This is a genomic window from Thalassospira sp. (assembly GCF_030690045.1).
In the GTDB taxonomy this organism is placed as follows: domain Bacteria; phylum Pseudomonadota; class Alphaproteobacteria; order Rhodospirillales; family Thalassospiraceae; genus Thalassospira.
In genome coordinates this window covers 1-14,920 of the sequence record NZ_JAUYHK010000013.1, presented here as the reverse complement: position 1 = coordinate 14,920, position 14,920 = coordinate 1, and the positions used below count along the sequence as shown (strand labels likewise).

The following is a 14,920-nucleotide window of genomic DNA, read 5'->3' as shown; positions in this document are numbered from 1 at the left end:
AGCGGATTGATTTTGGACAATTTGCGGGTAGTTGGTTTGATTGTATATACAATTGACATATACTTATGTCGGGGATAATCTGTGAGCAGGACAAACAGCAAGCAAGGAGGACCTCATGACCCAAGCGTCGGTTTTTCTGAATAACAAGACCCAGGCGATCCGTTTGCCCAAGGATGTGGCATTGCCTGACGGGGTGAAAACTGTCGAAGTGATTGCGTTGGGTGATGCCCGCCTGATCACGCCAGCGGATCGGCTGTGGGACAGTTTTTTTGACGGTCCGGCAGTGTCGGATGATTTCATGGAGACGTACTCGCAGCCCGGGATGCAGGTGCGGGAGTCCTTTTAGTGCTGCGCTTTATGCTTGATACCAATATCTGTATTTATGTGATCAAAAACCGGCCCGAAGTGGTTCGTGAACGGTTTAACCGCCATAGTGGAACTTTGTGCATTTCATCGGTTACGCTAGCGGAACTGCACTATGGCGTGATGAAATCGGCAAGGCCGGAGCACAATTTACAGATTGTTGAAAGTTTTGCCGCACGGCTGAGTGTTCTGGATTTTGATCCGGTTGCCGCAGGGCATTATGGGGATATCCGGGTTGACCTTGAGCGTCGGGGCACCGTGATAGGCCCTTATGACATGATGATTGCCGGTCATGCCCGCAGTCGGGGCCTGACCCTTGTGACCAACAACCTTAAAGAGTTTGAGAGGGTCAAGGGGCTTTTGACGGATAACTGGATTTGAAACGTTCACCACCTTTTTGAGCAATAAGCCTTTTCTTCGCCATTGAACGCGCTAGATTAGGGGCAGCATTTTTGTGCGCGGGCCTGATGCCGTGCGATCCGAACCATAACAGGAGCCCTTTTGACCATGAAGATCTCGTTTTCCGATCTCGCCATTCCGGCCACCGGCGCGGTTGTTGTCTTTGCCACCGAGGGCGGTGATCTGATGCCCAGTGCCGTGGCGCTGGACGAAGCCACCGGCGGGGCGGTTGCCCGCGCCATCAAGGCATCGACCTTCAAGGGCAAGGCGGGGCAAAGCCTGGAAATCCTATCGCCCGCCAATGTTGAATTGTCGCGCATCATTTTGTGCGGGATTGGCAAGGAAGCCGAGTTTGACGTGATCGCCGCCCAGAAACTGGGCGGGAATGTCGCCGTGCGCTCCCTTGCTACCGGCGAAAAGGACGTGACTGTTCTGTTTGATATGGATGATCTGGCCTGTGATTTCGCGACGGGTGCCACCTTGCGCGATTATCGTTTTGATAAATACCGTACAACGGAAACCAAGGACGACAAACCGTCGCTGAAATCATTGGCAATCGCCACCCGGCAGCACAAGGACGCCAAAAAGCAGTTTGAAACCGCCAAAAAAGTCATTGATGGTGTGTTTTTTACCCGTGATCTGGTGTCGGAACCGGCCAATATCCTTTATCCCGAAAGTTTTGTGAAAGAAGTTTCCGCCCTTGAAAAACTGGGTGTCGAAATTGAAGTCCTAGATGAAAAGGATATGAAAAAACTGGGCATGGGGGCGCTTTTGGGCGTTGCCATGGGATCGGCGCGCAAACCCTATATGGTTGTCATGCGCTGGAACGGTGGCAAGAAGAAAGATGCGCCGGTGGCCTTTGTCGGCAAGGGCGTGACCTTTGATACCGGCGGCATTTCCATCAAACCGGCCGCTGGCATGGAAGACATGAAATGGGATATGGGCGGGGCCGGTGTGGTATCGGGCCTGATGAAGGCATTGGCCGGGCGCAAGGCCAATTGCAATGTGGTTGGCGTCATCGGCCTTGTTGAAAACATGCCGTCTTCCACCGCACAACGTCCGGGCGATGTGGTGACATCGATGTCGGGCCAGACGATTGAAGTGATCAATACCGATGCCGAAGGCCGTCTGGTTTTGTGCGATGCCCTGACCTATGTTCAGGAAACCTATGATCCGCGCCTGATTGTCGATCTGGCGACCCTGACCGGGGCAATCATTATTGCGCTGGGCCATGAAAATGCCGGGCTGTTTTCCAATAATGACGAACTGGCAACGCAAATCACCACGGCCGGGTTGTCGGTGAATGAAACCGTGTGGCGCCTGCCGTTGGGCAAGGCCTATGACGATCAGATCAAATCCGATATTGCCGATATGAAAAATGTTGGCGGGCGTCCGGCGGGTTCGATCACGGCGGCACAGTTCCTCAAACGCTTTATCACCAAGGATCGTCCGTGGGCGCATCTTGATATTGCCGCCATGGCATGGTCGGCAAAGGATAGCGAGGTAACGCCAAAGGGCGGCACCGGTTACGGCGTGCGGTTGCTGGACCGTTTTGTTGCCGATAATTACGAAATCTGATCATAATGGCATCGGGGCAGGGCAAGGGTGCCTTGCCCCGGTTGTTCTGATTGCCTTGGGATATTATGACACTGCGATGACCGATATCTGGTTTTATCATCTGACCGGCCTGCCGCTGGAACGTGCGCTTCCGGCCCTGCTGTCCAAAACGCTGGAGCGGGAAAAGCGTGCGGTGGTGATGGCCGGATCGCCCGAACGGATCGAGGCGCTCAATACCCTGCTATGGACCTATGATTCCGCAAGCTGGTTACCACATGGCAGCAAGGAAGATGGCGATGCCGAAATGCAGCCGGTGTGGCTGACAGCGGAGGATGAAAACCCCAATGGCGCGCAGTTTCTGTTCCTGACCGACCGCGCCATCAGCGAGAAGATTGCCGATTATGAACGGGTGATCATGCTGTTTGACGACCGTGATCACGATGCCGTTTCTGATGCCCGTACCCGTTGGAAAGACTGGAGAGAGGCGGGCCACAAACTGTCTTACTGGCAGCAAACCCCGCAAGGGGCGTGGGAGAAGAAGGCGGAGAGTTGATCTTTTTTACGGCGCTGGCGGTGTGCTGCCACTACTGCCACCACCACTGTCTTTCAGATCCTCAAATAAAATCCCGACAAGGGCGAGGGTGACGTCATTCTCGCTGAGCTTTCCCGCCGCCATTTCATTAAGGGCGGGGAAACTGTCTGCGGACAGGGCAAACAGTTTTGACTGAATGTCCGATGCCCGCAGCGGCCAGTCCGGATCAATCTGTGCCAGCGCCAGCAACATGGCGCGGGCCATTTGGGCGGGGTTGCCGCCTTTGATTGCATCCTGAACCTGCGGAATTTGTTTGGCTTCGGAGACAGCAACATCAAGGGTGGCCAGCAAATCGGCCAGTGCTTTTGCCTGAGTTTGAATATCCGTAACCGGATAGTTCTGCTCAATCTCGCGCAAGGGTGCGACGGCGGCTGATGTGCCATAGGATGACAGATAATCAATCATGCCGCCGATCATCCAGCTTTCCTGCTTTTTCCATGATCCGGCCTTGAGGTCGTCGATCATCGGGGCGGCAATGGTGCCGCCATATTGGCGGAAAATCTGGTTGACGGCCATCGGGCTGGGGCAGCCGGTGACGCGGGTGGCTGCCTGCGTTGCAAGGGCTGCGATATCTTTCAGGGCCTGTTGATAGTCGCTTTGTGCGCTCATCGGGAGCCTCCCATGTCATGTGCGGTGAAATCAGGCATCAACAGCCGTCCACCAGTTGGCATAGCGTATATTGCCAAATGCGGTTGCGCCATCATAGGGCGTGCGGATTTCATTGGTGCCGCAATGAATTTCACCAAGCGCAACGTGATAATCATCCCAGTCATCAATGAAATCGCAGACCGGACCATGATGAATGGCGGCGATTTTCTGGAACAGGTCGCGTTCAAACAGATCATAGCCGTGATGGACAGCATCGGTATTGTCTTCAATCCACGGGCCAAACGGTTTGGGGATCATCAGGCGTTCATTGCCGACAAACATGTTCGGCATGTCGCCGGTTAATGCCCCGCATTGGAAACCGCCCCGTTTGCCGGGAAAGACGTTGAAGCCGTTGTCAAACCCGGCACCTGCGTCGATTTTACTGGCGAAAAGGGCATTTCCGACAAGGTTTCTACCGGGAATGAAAATTACCGGGGCTTTGATGATGTCCGTGTCAAGCAGATCAAAGGCATTTTTCAGGATGTTGACATTGCGGGTAATGACGGCTTCCACCCCGTTGATGTTCCAGTCGCGTAACTGTTGATAGGTGTAGGGGCCGCCTGTTCTTGGATTGTCGAGCGGTGCCTGGCCATTACCCAGAAAATCATTGAGGGTTGCGCCAACATCGGTGGCGTCGATCTGGAGGCTTGCATAATCAAAACTGTTGGTGACAACGTTCCATTCCGTCCGGTTCAAAATCCTTGCGGCACCATGCGCCCCCTGATTGGCGGTCATGATCTGATAGGCCTCGGCAGGGCTGGCGACCACCAGTTTCCATTTTTTGTAGGGGTCGGCAGGATTGAGATCGGGGATGAAAGTCATCATTTCATCAACATGTCCGACTTCCAGCCAGTCAGTATCGAGGATGATGGGGCGTTGCATCACCTGACTCGCCAGAAAATTTCGCGTGCTTTGGTCTACGCGGTGGTAAAAATTATGACCGTAATAAACCCGGCCCAGCGGGTAATTTCGGGCCACTGCCGCCAGTGCCGGGGTCTTGACAGGCGGGGTCAATGATATATTCCCGCCGGAATTGGCGGATGTAACGTCATCGGCACTGCCTGCTGCGGGGTATGTGATGCCATTTCCAGCACTGTGCAGGGTTTCAAAAACCCAGTTTTGCAAAGGTCTCCAGCGATGGGTTTTGACGAAGACATTTTTGGTTTGTATGCCGCCACCATTACCCGGCCATGAACTGTAACCCGACACGATGGTATCGCGCATCCAGCGATCGTCTCCAGGAACTACTGTTCCGTCATTTGCCCATGCATTGTTATGGAGATAGCGAATATTGACGCGGTTGGCGGTTGCCGGATTACCTGTTGTTATATTGATTCCGGGATTGCTGGCTGCAGCCGAGACGCCCAGTGCATTCCGAAAATTCAAATTTCCGGCAGTTTGCGCAACGAACAGGTCACTGCTTTCTTGCAAATGATGATTGCCGACCCAGCGTGCCGCAACGATGCGATCACTATACCAGTAAGTACGGGTTGCCGGGCCGGTGATTTCCGGCTGGATCACGTCAAGTTCGATGCGGGCATCACCGTTGGCAAAGCCATTTCCGGCAAATCTTACGGCTTCGATGGCAAACAGTTTGGATGCGCCAACGGTTCCAGTTGTAACCGCCGCACTATCGGTGGTTTCCGGGCCGATGATTTCCGCACTGTTGTTTAAAACGCCATCAAGGATGCGGATATGTTGTCTGGCGGGATTGTCGCCAACCGTCCTGAAAACCTGAAGCTGCAAATCCCATCCGGCAGGAACGGCGGGTGCCGCGGCATTGGGGCCCAGTGCATTGCGGCGGATTTCAAGGCGGGCGGTGCCGCTGACAAGATCGTTATTGCCATTGACGCGCTGATCCTGATTGTCGGCATAACCGACGGCAGTATTGTTGCCGTCGCGATTGCAATTGACCGGGATAATGGCACCAACCCCGGCCACGCCATAGGTGATGGCGGCGGGGGTAACCTGATTAAGCGCCCCGGCATCATCAAGATTGCCATCGCGGTTGCGGTCCGTGTGCAGGGTGTACCAGATCACGTCCAGATCCTGGGCGTTGGTGGCATCGGCGTTGATATTGATGGCAGCCTGATCAATCGGCACAAATCCGGCCCCTGTGACCTTTAAATCCCAATTACCGTTGGCGACCGGAAAAATATGGGTTCGGGTCAGATTGCCGGGGCCAAAAATCAGTGTGGTTTCCTGGGGGGCGACGCCATTCGTCAAAACAACGCGCACCTGATTGAACGGGTAATTCCCGGCGGGGGCGGTCAGGGTGACGGTGTAATCGGGCATGAATGTCTCCGCTGCGGATCAGGTCTGAGGGGCGGTTTCGGTCATAAGGGCATCCCATGTCTGGCGGGCGGTGGCGGCATTGCGCAGGATCGCCAGCCGGTCATCGATGCTACCTGCTGCTGTGTTGCCCAGAATGTCGCTGGCCCATTTAAAGGCCGGGTTGCTGCCAAAAACATCGGGGCCGCACATGAAACGGACGGTGGCATAATTGATCACCGCATCGCCGGTTTTTGCCCCCAATGTGATGGCGTCCTTGCCGGCCTGTGTCGCCAGTGCGGCCAGTTGATCCTCGTCATATCGGGCGACATCGGCCGGAATTGTGGTGCGTAAATAACCGGGCAGGCCGGGAATGACGCTTTGGGGTGTTGGCGGGGGCGGCACAGGGATCGGGTCCGGTTTCTGGTCCGGCTTGGGAACTGGATCCGGTTTCGGGGCCGATATTGGCAAATTTCCGACCTGCGCCGCCTCGGCTTGCAGGGCGGTTTGCGCCTCGCTGGCGAAACGTTTTTCGGCTTCCAGCCGGGCGCTGGCGGCGGCGTCAAATTTTTGTTTGCTCATGATGCTGAGCGATTTCAGCCGTTCGGCATCCTGTGCGGCAAAGGCGGTCAGCAATCCGGTGGTTTGCCCGGCGGCACTGGTCAGGCGGCCGGACAGGGTGGGGGCGGTGGCGCAATATCCGGCGGCAAGGGCGGCATCGCCTTCGGCGGCGACATTTTCAAGACTGCTGATGGTCTGGTTCAGGGTTGCCAACTGGCTGCTGGTCCGGATGGCTATGCTATTGCCGGTGATGGTGACGTCTGTGGGAAACTGGCCCAATGTTCGTGCCAGATCGCTGATCCTGTCCGCCGTGCCCATAAAATATCCTGTCGGTTGACTGACTGTCTGCGAACAAGACGGTGGCGGGGTGCAAATGTGACGATGGTGTTTAACTAAAAATATGTGTGATTGATTCCTGTATCATGCAAGCCATGCGTAAATTGCATGGGATTTTGGGTTGTCAGTTGGAAAAGGACCTGCTTATATCTGTCAGACCAAACGCGCCGATTTGCTCCTCAGCTTGCGGGCGCGCAATAAATACGGCTAAAGCGAGTGGGCGTGCCTTCTTTCTGCACAACCGTCTCGGAATTGCCGTGACGGTTTTTTTATGTTCGGAAGGAGGGGGCGATGATCCGGCTCTCGGAGATCCACAAAACCTATCCCGCCCGTCGGGGCAGCCCGGCGCATGTAGCGCTGCGCGGCATCAATCTGGACGTGGCCGCCGGGGAAATTGTCGGTGTTATCGGCCGTTCGGGGGCGGGTAAATCCACCCTGATCCGCTGCATCAATTTGCTGGAAGTGCCGACATCGGGGGCGGTGATCGTCAATGGTGTCGATGTAACGGCTTTGTCCAAACGCGATTTGCCGCTGTTTCGCCGCCAGTTGGGTATGGTGTTTCAGCATTTCAATCTGCTGTCGTCGCGCACGGTTTATGACAATATCGCCCTGCCGCTTGAACTGGCCGGGGCCAGCAAGGCCGACATTGCCGCCGCCGTTGATCCGTTATTGCCGCTGGTCGGGCTGGAAGACAAACGCGACCGCTATCCTGCCGAATTGTCGGGCGGGCAGAAACAGCGGGTCGGCATTGCGCGCGCACTGTCAAGCAACCCGAAGGTTGTGCTGTGCGACGAAGTGACATCGGCACTTGACCCCGAAACCACCCGGCAAATCCTGTCGCTGTTGCGTGATATCAACAAACGCCTTGGCCTGACCATGGTGGTGATTACCCACGAAATGGCGGTGGTCAAACAATTATGCGACCGGGTGGCGGTGATGGATGGCGGTCAGATTGTCGAAGAAGGCAGTGTTGACGCGATTTTCAGCGATCCGAAACACGCCACCACGCAATCCTTGCTGGCCGATGAATTTCTTGATTTCCGGCCCGCCCATCCCGTGTCAAATCCGGTTGAGGGAGCCTGAGCCATGTTTGCAACCCTTGCGCCGATCCTGTTTCAGGCCACCCTTGAAACCCTTTATATGGTTGCCGCTGCCCTTGTGATCGGCACGTCATTTGGCCTGCCGCTGGGCGTTTTTCTGGCGACGTCGGGACGCGGTGAATTGTTTGAATCGCTGATTTTTCAAAAAACCATCGGCCCGATTGTCAATGCCACCCGGTCTGTTCCCTTTATCATTCTGGCGGTGGCGATCATTCCCTTTACCCGGATGGTGGTGGGAACATCGATCGGCACGTCGGCGGCGATTGTGCCTTTGACTGTGGCCGCCATTCCGTTCATTGCCCGCATTATCGAAGGGGCGGTGCGCGAGGTGGATGGCGGGCTGGTCGAGGCCGCCCAGGCGATGGGGGCGCGTCCGATGCAGGTGGTGACCAAGGTTCTGCTACCCGAAGCCCTGCCGGGCATCATTCATGGCCTGACCCTGACCGCCGTTACCCTGATCGGTTATTCGGCGATGGTCGGCGCGGTGGGGGCCGGTGGTCTGGGCGATCTGGGCATTCGTTATGGTTATCAGCGGTTCCGCCCCGATGTGATGGGAGCGGTGGTGATTACCCTGATTGTGCTGGTGCAGATGGTGCAGACATCGGGCGATCTTTTGGCCCGCAAGGCCGACAAACGCAATATTTGACGATTTCACATTCCCGCAAAACCCCAAAGCAAAGGAGCTTTATCATGCGGTTTCTGTTTAAACTGACGGCGGCTGCCGTTCTGACCGCGGCCCTGACCGGTCAGGCGCTGGCGAACGAAAAAATCAAGATCGGCGTGACCCCGGGCGCCCATGAAGAAGTGATGGAAGAAGTCGTCAAGGTTGCCGCGACCAAGGGCCTTGATATCGAAATCATCAGCTTTTCGGATTATGTCATTCCCAATCAGGCGCTGGATGATGGCGACCTTCAGGCCAACAGTTTTCAGCACAAGCCCTATCTGGACAACCAGATCCGGGATCGCGGTTATGACCTTGCGATTGTGGGTTATAACATCCTCACCCCGATGGGCATTTATTCCGACAAGATCAAAAGTCTGGATGAACTAACCGACGGGGCGCAGATCGGCATTCCGAATGATCCGACCAATGGTGGTCGGGCGTTGCTGGTATTGCAGACGCAGGGCCTGATCAAGGTTGACCCGGAAGTCGGTCTTGTCGTCAGCCCGCTTGATATCATTGAAAACCCGAAAAATATCAAATTCGTCGAACTGGATGCGGCACAGCTTCCGCGTTCGCTTGCAGATCTGGATGCATCGGCGATCAATACCAATTATGCGCTGGAAGCCGGTCTGAACCCGATCAAGGATTCGATTGTGATCGAAGGCAATGACAGCCCCTATGCCAATGTCATCGTCACCCGCACCCAGGACAAGGATGCGCCGTGGGTCAAGACGCTGGTGGAATCCTATCACGATGACGCAATCCGCGATTTCATCGAAACCAAATATGAAGGTTCGGTCCTGCCGGTCTTTAAAATTACGGAATAACCCGGTCGATTGTTAAATAAAAACGCCCGCGTGCCAAAGGCTGCGCGGGCGTTTTTCGTTTCCGGGCAAGGTTAGTGGCAGCAGGCCTTGAGCGGCATGTCGGGTTCATACTGATCATGCAGTTTGACCCAATTCATGACGCCATCCTCGTTACGGCCCAGCGGGGTCATATCCAGAAAGGCATGGGCACCAATCAGGCTATCACCGGCGCGGGCATAGCTGGAATAGGTGTGGAAAATCTCGCCGGTGTCGGCATCGCGGATGAAAACGCTTTCGCCGTGCAAATCTTCCATTTTGCCGGTATAGGGCGCGTAATTGTAAACGGCCTTGCCTGCCATGATGTCTTCGGGGCGGAAAGAGGCATGGAAGTCATAGTTGAAATCGCTTCCGGCGGAAGATACCCACGGAAAATCCCAGCCCATCCGTTTTTTGAAAGGCAGAAATTCTGCCAGTGGCGCACGCGATACCGCCACCAGCGTCACATCATGATGTTGCAGGTGCAAATTCGCGCCGTCAAAATGGTCGGCCAGAAAGGAACAGCCCACACAACCTTCTTTCCAGTCCGGGCCGAACATAAAGTGATAGACGATCAACTGGCTGCGACCGTCAAACAGATCGGCCAGCGTTTTTTTGCCGTCGGGTGTGTCAAAGACATAGTCCTTGTCGATTTTGACCCAGGGCAGGCTGCGGCGTTCCTCGCACAGTCGGTCATGGGCGCGCACATGCTCCTTTTCCCGGATCAGATGTGCTTTGCGGGCTTCCAGCCATTCTTCGCGGGAAACGATGTCAGGGCGTTGCATCAGGCGTCTCCTTGTTTCGGGTTGGTTAATCCACACGGCCCGGGGCGCATACCGCCCCGATGGCCGTTTCAGGCGCAGGCACGTCATCGGTGGTTTGGGTATCATCGGTGCGGCGGAAATGGTGCAAAGTGACAATGGCGGCGATGGCCGCCACCAGCATCAAAATCGCGCAAAGTGCCGCCACAACCTGCATGCCATCGGTAAAGGCCAGACGGGCAAGATCCAGCAGATCATCCCCCAGCGGTGCGGGCAATTGTGCCGATGCGGCGGCGGCCCCGCCCAGGGTGCTGCGGATGGTTTCGGCCAGATCGGCGGGGATATGTGCCGGGACGCTATCCATCATGGCGGTACGATAAAGTGCGGTGCCAATACTGCCCAGAATGGCAATACCCAATGCACCGCCCAGCTCGGCACTGGTTTCCGACAGGGCGGCAGCCGAACCGGCACGGGCAGGCGGGGCGGCTGTTACCACCATATCGGTGCACAACATGGCGACCGGACTGATACCCAGTGAAAACAGGGTTGCACCGACAATCAGGGTGATCAGCGAAATCGACCCGCCCGGCACGGCCAGAAGGGCAAAACCGACAAAGGCAATCATTGATGCCCCGGCAATGACAAAGGCCGGGCGGATGCGGGCGACCAGTGCGGGGGCGCTGAGCGATCCGACAATACCCGAAACCGTGGCGGGCAACATCCAGACGCCTGCCATGATCGGAGTCAGTCCGCTGACCAGTTGCAAATGCTGGGCCATGAACAGGAAAAATGCCATGCCGGTAAAAATCGCCAATGTCTGGACGATGATCGGCACGGAAATGGCGCGATTGGCAAACAGCGATAAATCCAGCAACGGATCGGCCAGTTTGCGTTGCCGTTTCAAAAACACAACAGCCCCCAGAACGCCGAGCACAATGGAGGCCAGCGCGGTGCCGCCAAATCCATAGGCCGCCGTGATCTTGACGCCATAAATGATCGCCAGTATCGAGGCCAGCGACAAGGCAGCACTGAACAGGTCCAGCCGTCCGGGATTGTCATCGCGATGTTCGGGCAACAGGAACGGTCCGGCCAGCAACAACAGTACCATCACCGGCACATTGATCAGGAATACAGCGCCCCACCAGAAATAATTCAACACCACCCCGCCCAAAAGCGGCCCGGCAGCGGTGCCGACCATAAAGGTCGTCATCCATGCGGCAATGGCAAAGGTGCGTTCGTTTTCATCGTGAAACATGCTGCGGATCAATGACAGGGTAGAAGGCATGAGGGTCGCCCCGGCAATGCCAAGGGCAGCACGCGCCACAATCAGCATTTCCGCCGTCGGGGCAAAGGCGGCAAGGGTGGAGGCAATGCCAAAGGCCGCCGCACCGGTCATCAGCAGTTTGCGCCGCCCGATGCGGTCGCCCAGCGTGCCCATGGTGATCAGGCACCCGGCAATCAGAAATCCGTAAATATCGACAATCCACAGCAACTGGTCGCTGGTCGGATTCAGGGCGGCGGTCAGATGCGGCACGGCCAGATGCAGGACCGTCATGTCCATGGCGATCAGAAGGCACGGCAGGGCCAGAACCAGCAGGCCGATCCATTCGCGTCTGGTGGCTTTGCCGTGTTCGGCGGGATGGGGTGTTTGGTTTGTGGGGCTCATATCCTGGGTTTCCGTCTTTTTTTGAGAATAATTATCCGTTCTGAAGCCTTAACCAAGGTTCAGGTCAATACCAAAAGGCAGTCTGGTGGCGGTGGTGTCCGGCTATGCCGGGTCGGTGTCCTCGCAACAGGTTTCGAGTTTATCCAGTGCGCTGCTCCAACCATCGCGATGGCTGTCACAGGCCTTCTGATCAAAGAATTGTTCGTGATACAGGGTTAAAACCGTCACGCGCCCTTCTTCCTCGCTTTGCAGGGTGATGGTGACATGCGATTGCCGTTCGGGCATCGTCCGCCACATCCAGCTGAATGACAGTTTTTCATTTGGCACCACATCGTCATAGGTGCCGCTGACATCATGGATTTCGCCCTCCGGCCCCGGCTCCTTGAACACAATCCGGAACTGCCCGCCAATACAGGGATCGGCATTGGCGCTGATCGCTTCGCAATCGCCCGGCCCCCACCATTTCAGGAGTTTTGCCGGGTCGGTCCAGGCTGCATAGACCTTTGCGACCGGGGCCTTGATCCGGCGGCGCAGCATCAGGCTTGGTTTCTCGAACATCAATCCTCCTTTGGCGTTTCGTCTTCCAGCAGGGCGGCAAGGCGATCAAGGCTGTGGGTCCAGAAGCGTTCATATCGGGCAAGCCAGGACATCGCATGCTCCATCGGTTCGGCGTTCAGGCGGACATGTACTGTGCGCCCGCTTTTTTCGCGTGTGACCAGACCGGCAGCAGACAAAACATCCAGATGCTTCATCACCGCAGGCAATGACACCGGAAAAGGCTGTGCCAGTTCGCTGACCGACAGCGTGTCTTGCTGTTCCAGCCGGGCCAGCAGGGCCCGGCGGGTCGGGTCCGCAAGGGCTGCAAAAATGTGGTTCAGATCGTCGTTTTGATACTTAAACATATGGTTAAGTATCATGGGGATTGTGATGGTGTCAATCAAAGAGTGACATGCCTTGCCATGCGGTAATGACGGCAACCCCGACAAACAGGAAACCGGCGGCTTTGCCGATCAGAATGGTGGCACCTGGTCTGCCGGTCAGAAAATTTTTGCCAGACCCGGCGGCAAGGGCCAGCCCGCCGTAAATCACCAGTTGGGTTGCGGCAGTCAGGATTCCCATGATCAGGGCCTGCGCCCATAACGGCCCGTAGTGCGGGCGGATGAATTGCGGATAAACCGCAAAAATAAACAGATAGGCCTTGGGATTAAGCATGCAGGTGACGGCACCCTGCCGAAAGGCCACCCAAAGCGACGCCGCGCGTGCCGACCCGATATGATCGACTGTGATTGCACTTTTGATCAGGGTGATGCCGATCCAGACCATATAGGTCGCCCCGGCAAACAGCATGACATTCAAAAGCCACGGTGCAATGGCCAGCAAAACCCCGATCCCGACAGCGCCCAGCAGCGTATGATACACCCCGCCCAGCATGATCCCTGCGGTGGCCGACAAACCGGCTCGCCTGCCATTGGTCAGGGAATTGGCAATGACAAAAAACATGTCCATGCCCGGCACAATGATGATGCCCGACAACAACAGGAAAAACAGCCAAAGGTTTTCGGCATATGTCATGGGGGTGCTCTGCATGTGCGACGCCGCACCGGTTGTACGGTGATGCAAACTAGCAGGTCGCTCCTGACAGGCTCATGTCAGGATGCTGTCAGTGATAATTGGTTTGCGGTTCGATCATGTCGGGGCTGAAAGGGCCGCCGTTGCCGTTGATCACCATGCCGCGCGGCACGGATATCTGGCGGGCGGTGCCAAATCCTTTTAAAACCGCACCGCGCCCGGCAACATCGGCATCGCGCCATGATCCGCCTGCGGCCAGTGTTATGGCGACGGCCTGAATCGGCCCCAGAACCTGACTGCCATCGCCCAGTGTGCTGTCGCCCAGAATGACGGCAGCGCGCATCAGGCGGGTATGGTTGCCGATATTGATGTGTTGGCCTGCGGTGGCCCGGATGGTGACGCCGCCCTCGCCAAACTGATTCCCATCGCCAATGGTGATGGTGCCACCGTCGGTCGCGGCAAGGAGCGTGCCGGGATAAAACACATTATCGCGCCCGATCTGCACATGGTCGGAAATCAGGATCGAAAACGGATCGGGAATGGCGTTATCGGCCCCAAACCGGGCCAGCATATCGGCGATTGTCAGAAAACCCTGTGCAGTGCGGGCGCGGTCGATATGGGGCAACATGGCAAGGAGATCGGAACGGCTCATATCATGCCCATCCCCTATCACGCCGCAACCGGATGGGCGCGGTCGATCCGTTCACGGCGTTCGGGGGTGTTGAGGGCTTCCCATAGATCGTTGCGGGTTTGCAGACTGATCCAGAATGCTGCACTGTTGCCAAAGACGCGGGCGAGAATAAGTGCTGTATCGGCGGTGATGCGACGGCGATTGTTGCACAATTCATTGGCATGTTTGCGCGGGACACCCATCGCATCGGCCAGCGCCGTTTGCGTGATATTCATTGGTTCCATGAATTCCGTCACCAGCATTTCGCCGATACTGACGGGTTTGCGTTCTGTCATGATCATGGCAGGCCTCAGCGGTAAGCGTGGTTATCCAGATATATATCGGTTGCTTCGTTGTTTTTATCATCCCAGCGAAAAATCAATCGCCACTGACGGTTAATGCGGATGGAATGATACCCGGCAAGTCGGCCTTTCAGGGCTTCAAAGTGATTGCTGGGTGGAATGCGTAAATCCCTGTCACAGGTCGCGTCGTCAACCATTTGTAATTTGCGAAATAAACGGTCTGCGATATCGGCAGGAATTTTTCGGTCGGTTATGTTGCGGACAAAAAAAGTTTCCAGCCATTTGTCCCGAAACATGCCGATCATGCATTATCTCCTGCCGTAGCCCACTGTGCCACTCAACGGTACATTTGCGCAACAAGAAACAAGAGTAAATTCCGCCTGATACCGCTATGCTACCATTGCCTCATATTCTTCCTGCCTGGCCATCCAGTCGGCCTCGATTTTTGTCAGGTCGGATTTAAGCTGCCCCAGTTCCTTTTGCATGTCGGCCAGAAGGCGGGCGTTTTTGTCGTCGTAAATATCCGGGTCGCCCAGATGTGCCTCGATCTGCATTTTGCGGGTCGAGAGTTTTTCCATCTGTTTTTCAAGTTGTTCCACTGCCCGGCGCAGCGGGGCAG

General features: G+C 56.2%; 17 protein-coding genes and 2 pseudogenes. 7 read left to right on the top strand and 12 right to left on the bottom strand.

What is annotated here, in order from left to right; translation table 11 throughout:
* The first annotated feature begins 115 nt into the window (after window positions 1-115).
* The 4 genes from vapB (at window position 116) to Q8O73_RS10165 (ending at window position 2,872) form a co-directional block, all read left to right on the top strand.
* On the top strand, window positions 116-346 hold the full coding sequence (gene vapB, locus Q8O73_RS10180; RefSeq protein ID WP_305558049.1) for a type II toxin-antitoxin system VapB family antitoxin: 231 nt from the start codon (window positions 116-118) through the stop codon (window positions 344-346).
* Window positions 346-744 carry a tRNA(fMet)-specific endonuclease VapC gene (gene vapC / locus Q8O73_RS10175; RefSeq protein ID WP_305558048.1) on the top strand — a complete coding sequence of 133 codons (399 nt, stop codon included), beginning with the start codon at window positions 346-348 and terminating at the stop codon, window positions 742-744. The genes vapB and vapC overlap by 1 nt, the downstream gene beginning before the upstream one ends.
* Before the next feature lie 126 nt (window positions 745-870).
* A complete protein-coding gene (locus Q8O73_RS10170; protein WP_305558047.1) occupies window positions 871-2,340 on the top strand; it encodes a leucyl aminopeptidase in 1,470 nt (489 codons plus the stop codon).
* A gap of 76 nt (window positions 2,341-2,416) precedes the next feature.
* Complete coding sequence (locus tag Q8O73_RS10165) at window positions 2,417-2,872, top strand: DNA polymerase III subunit chi (protein ID WP_305558046.1); 456 nt, start codon at window positions 2,417-2,419, stop codon at window positions 2,870-2,872.
* Between the two features lie 6 nt (window positions 2,873-2,878).
* On the opposite strand, the gene Q8O73_RS10160 is transcribed toward Q8O73_RS10165, so the two are convergent.
* Genes Q8O73_RS10160 through Q8O73_RS10150 form a run of 3 tightly spaced genes read right to left on the bottom strand, consistent with a single transcriptional unit; the run spans window position 2,879 to window position 6,709 of the window.
* Window positions 2,879-3,520 carry a hypothetical protein gene (locus Q8O73_RS10160; protein ID WP_305558045.1) on the bottom strand — a complete coding sequence of 214 codons (642 nt, stop codon included), beginning with the start codon at window positions 3,518-3,520 and terminating at the stop codon, window positions 2,879-2,881.
* 30 nt (window positions 3,521-3,550) lie between these two features.
* On the bottom strand, window positions 3,551-5,854 hold the full coding sequence (locus Q8O73_RS10155) for a protein-arginine deiminase family protein (RefSeq protein WP_305558044.1): 2,304 nt from the start codon (window positions 5,852-5,854) through the stop codon (window positions 3,551-3,553).
* An 18-nt stretch (window positions 5,855-5,872) separates the two neighbouring features.
* A complete protein-coding gene (locus Q8O73_RS10150) occupies window positions 5,873-6,709 on the bottom strand; it encodes a hypothetical protein (RefSeq protein WP_305558043.1) in 837 nt (278 codons plus the stop codon).
* Window positions 6,710-7,018: 309 nt separating this feature from the next.
* Between Q8O73_RS10150 and Q8O73_RS10145 the strand changes: the two are divergent.
* The 3 genes and pseudogenes from Q8O73_RS10145 to Q8O73_RS10135 all read left to right on the top strand — a co-directional run.
* A pseudogene (locus tag Q8O73_RS10145) lies at window positions 7,019-7,747 on the top strand (methionine ABC transporter ATP-binding protein); the annotation flags it as partial.
* Between the two features lie 66 nt (window positions 7,748-7,813).
* A complete protein-coding gene (locus Q8O73_RS10140) occupies window positions 7,814-8,473 on the top strand; it encodes a methionine ABC transporter permease (RefSeq protein WP_305558042.1) in 660 nt (219 codons plus the stop codon).
* A 44-nt stretch (window positions 8,474-8,517) separates the two neighbouring features.
* The gene (locus Q8O73_RS10135; protein ID WP_305558041.1) at window positions 8,518-9,318 is read left to right on the top strand and encodes a MetQ/NlpA family ABC transporter substrate-binding protein; all 801 of its coding nucleotides are present in this window, start codon (window positions 8,518-8,520) and stop codon (window positions 9,316-9,318) included.
* 71 nt (window positions 9,319-9,389) lie between these two features.
* Here the strand turns inward: Q8O73_RS10135 and Q8O73_RS10130 are convergent, their stop codons facing one another.
* The 9 genes and pseudogenes from Q8O73_RS10130 to Q8O73_RS10090 all read right to left on the bottom strand — a co-directional run.
* A complete protein-coding gene (locus tag Q8O73_RS10130; RefSeq protein WP_305558040.1) occupies window positions 9,390-10,118 on the bottom strand; it encodes a thioredoxin family protein in 729 nt (242 codons plus the stop codon).
* 25 nt (window positions 10,119-10,143) lie between these two features.
* Window positions 10,144-11,760, bottom strand: coding sequence for an MFS transporter (locus tag Q8O73_RS10125; protein ID WP_305558039.1), 1,617 nt, complete (start codon window positions 11,758-11,760; stop codon window positions 10,144-10,146).
* A 102-nt stretch (window positions 11,761-11,862) separates the two neighbouring features.
* The gene (locus tag Q8O73_RS10120) at window positions 11,863-12,318 is read right to left on the bottom strand and encodes an SRPBCC domain-containing protein (protein WP_305558038.1); all 456 of its coding nucleotides are present in this window, start codon (window positions 12,316-12,318) and stop codon (window positions 11,863-11,865) included.
* On the bottom strand, window positions 12,318-12,662 hold the full coding sequence (locus tag Q8O73_RS10115) for a helix-turn-helix transcriptional regulator (protein ID WP_305558037.1): 345 nt from the start codon (window positions 12,660-12,662) through the stop codon (window positions 12,318-12,320). Before Q8O73_RS10115 ends, Q8O73_RS10120 begins: the two co-directional genes overlap by 1 nt.
* 31 nt (window positions 12,663-12,693) lie before the next feature.
* Window positions 12,694-13,332, bottom strand: coding sequence for a LysE family translocator (locus Q8O73_RS10110; protein WP_305558036.1), 639 nt, complete (start codon window positions 13,330-13,332; stop codon window positions 12,694-12,696).
* An 88-nt stretch (window positions 13,333-13,420) separates the two neighbouring features.
* Window positions 13,421-13,981, bottom strand: a complete 561-nt coding sequence (locus Q8O73_RS10105) for a hypothetical protein (RefSeq protein ID WP_305558035.1) — start codon at window positions 13,979-13,981, stop codon at window positions 13,421-13,423.
* Between the two features lie 17 nt (window positions 13,982-13,998).
* Window positions 13,999-14,301 carry a HigA family addiction module antitoxin gene (locus Q8O73_RS10100; protein ID WP_305558034.1) on the bottom strand — a complete coding sequence of 101 codons (303 nt, stop codon included), beginning with the start codon at window positions 14,299-14,301 and terminating at the stop codon, window positions 13,999-14,001.
* Window positions 14,302-14,309: 8 nt separating this feature from the next.
* Window positions 14,310-14,606, bottom strand: a complete 297-nt coding sequence (locus tag Q8O73_RS10095; RefSeq protein WP_305558033.1) for a type II toxin-antitoxin system RelE/ParE family toxin — start codon at window positions 14,604-14,606, stop codon at window positions 14,310-14,312.
* An 84-nt stretch (window positions 14,607-14,690) separates the two neighbouring features.
* Window positions 14,691-14,920 (bottom strand): annotated as a pseudogene (locus Q8O73_RS10090) (ABC transporter ATP-binding protein); the annotation flags it as partial.

Bases quoted from the DNA above. Each gene is read 5' to 3' on its own strand.
- vapB (WP_305558049.1), top strand. From the start codon at position 116: ATGACCCAAGCGTCGGTTTTTCTGAATAACAAGACCCAGGCGATCCGT.
- Q8O73_RS10170 (WP_305558047.1), top strand. From the start codon at position 871: ATGAAGATCTCGTTTTCCGATCTCGCCATTCCGGCCACCGGCGCGGTT.
- Q8O73_RS10165 (WP_305558046.1), top strand. From the start codon at position 2,417: ATGACCGATATCTGGTTTTATCATCTGACCGGCCTGCCGCTGGAACGT.
- Q8O73_RS10160 (WP_305558045.1), bottom strand. From the start codon at position 3,520: ATGAGCGCACAAAGCGACTATCAACAGGCCCTGAAAGATATCGCAGCC.
- Q8O73_RS10155 (WP_305558044.1), bottom strand. From the start codon at position 5,854: ATGCCCGATTACACCGTCACCCTGACCGCCCCCGCCGGGAATTACCCG.
- Q8O73_RS10150 (WP_305558043.1), bottom strand. From the start codon at position 6,709: ATGGGCACGGCGGACAGGATCAGCGATCTGGCACGAACATTGGGCCAG.
- Q8O73_RS10140 (WP_305558042.1), top strand. From the start codon at position 7,814: ATGTTTGCAACCCTTGCGCCGATCCTGTTTCAGGCCACCCTTGAAACC.
- Q8O73_RS10135 (WP_305558041.1), top strand. From the start codon at position 8,518: ATGCGGTTTCTGTTTAAACTGACGGCGGCTGCCGTTCTGACCGCGGCC.
- Q8O73_RS10130 (WP_305558040.1), bottom strand. From the start codon at position 10,118: ATGCAACGCCCTGACATCGTTTCCCGCGAAGAATGGCTGGAAGCCCGC.
- Q8O73_RS10125 (WP_305558039.1), bottom strand. From the start codon at position 11,760: ATGAGCCCCACAAACCAAACACCCCATCCCGCCGAACACGGCAAAGCC.
- Q8O73_RS10120 (WP_305558038.1), bottom strand. From the start codon at position 12,318: ATGTTCGAGAAACCAAGCCTGATGCTGCGCCGCCGGATCAAGGCCCCG.
- Q8O73_RS10115 (WP_305558037.1), bottom strand. From the start codon at position 12,662: ATGTTTAAGTATCAAAACGACGATCTGAACCACATTTTTGCAGCCCTT.
- Q8O73_RS10110 (WP_305558036.1), bottom strand. From the start codon at position 13,332: ATGACATATGCCGAAAACCTTTGGCTGTTTTTCCTGTTGTTGTCGGGC.
- Q8O73_RS10105 (WP_305558035.1), bottom strand. From the start codon at position 13,981: ATGAGCCGTTCCGATCTCCTTGCCATGTTGCCCCATATCGACCGCGCC.
- Q8O73_RS10100 (WP_305558034.1), bottom strand. From the start codon at position 14,301: ATGATCATGACAGAACGCAAACCCGTCAGTATCGGCGAAATGCTGGTG.
- Q8O73_RS10095 (WP_305558033.1), bottom strand. From the start codon at position 14,606: ATGATCGGCATGTTTCGGGACAAATGGCTGGAAACTTTTTTTGTCCGC.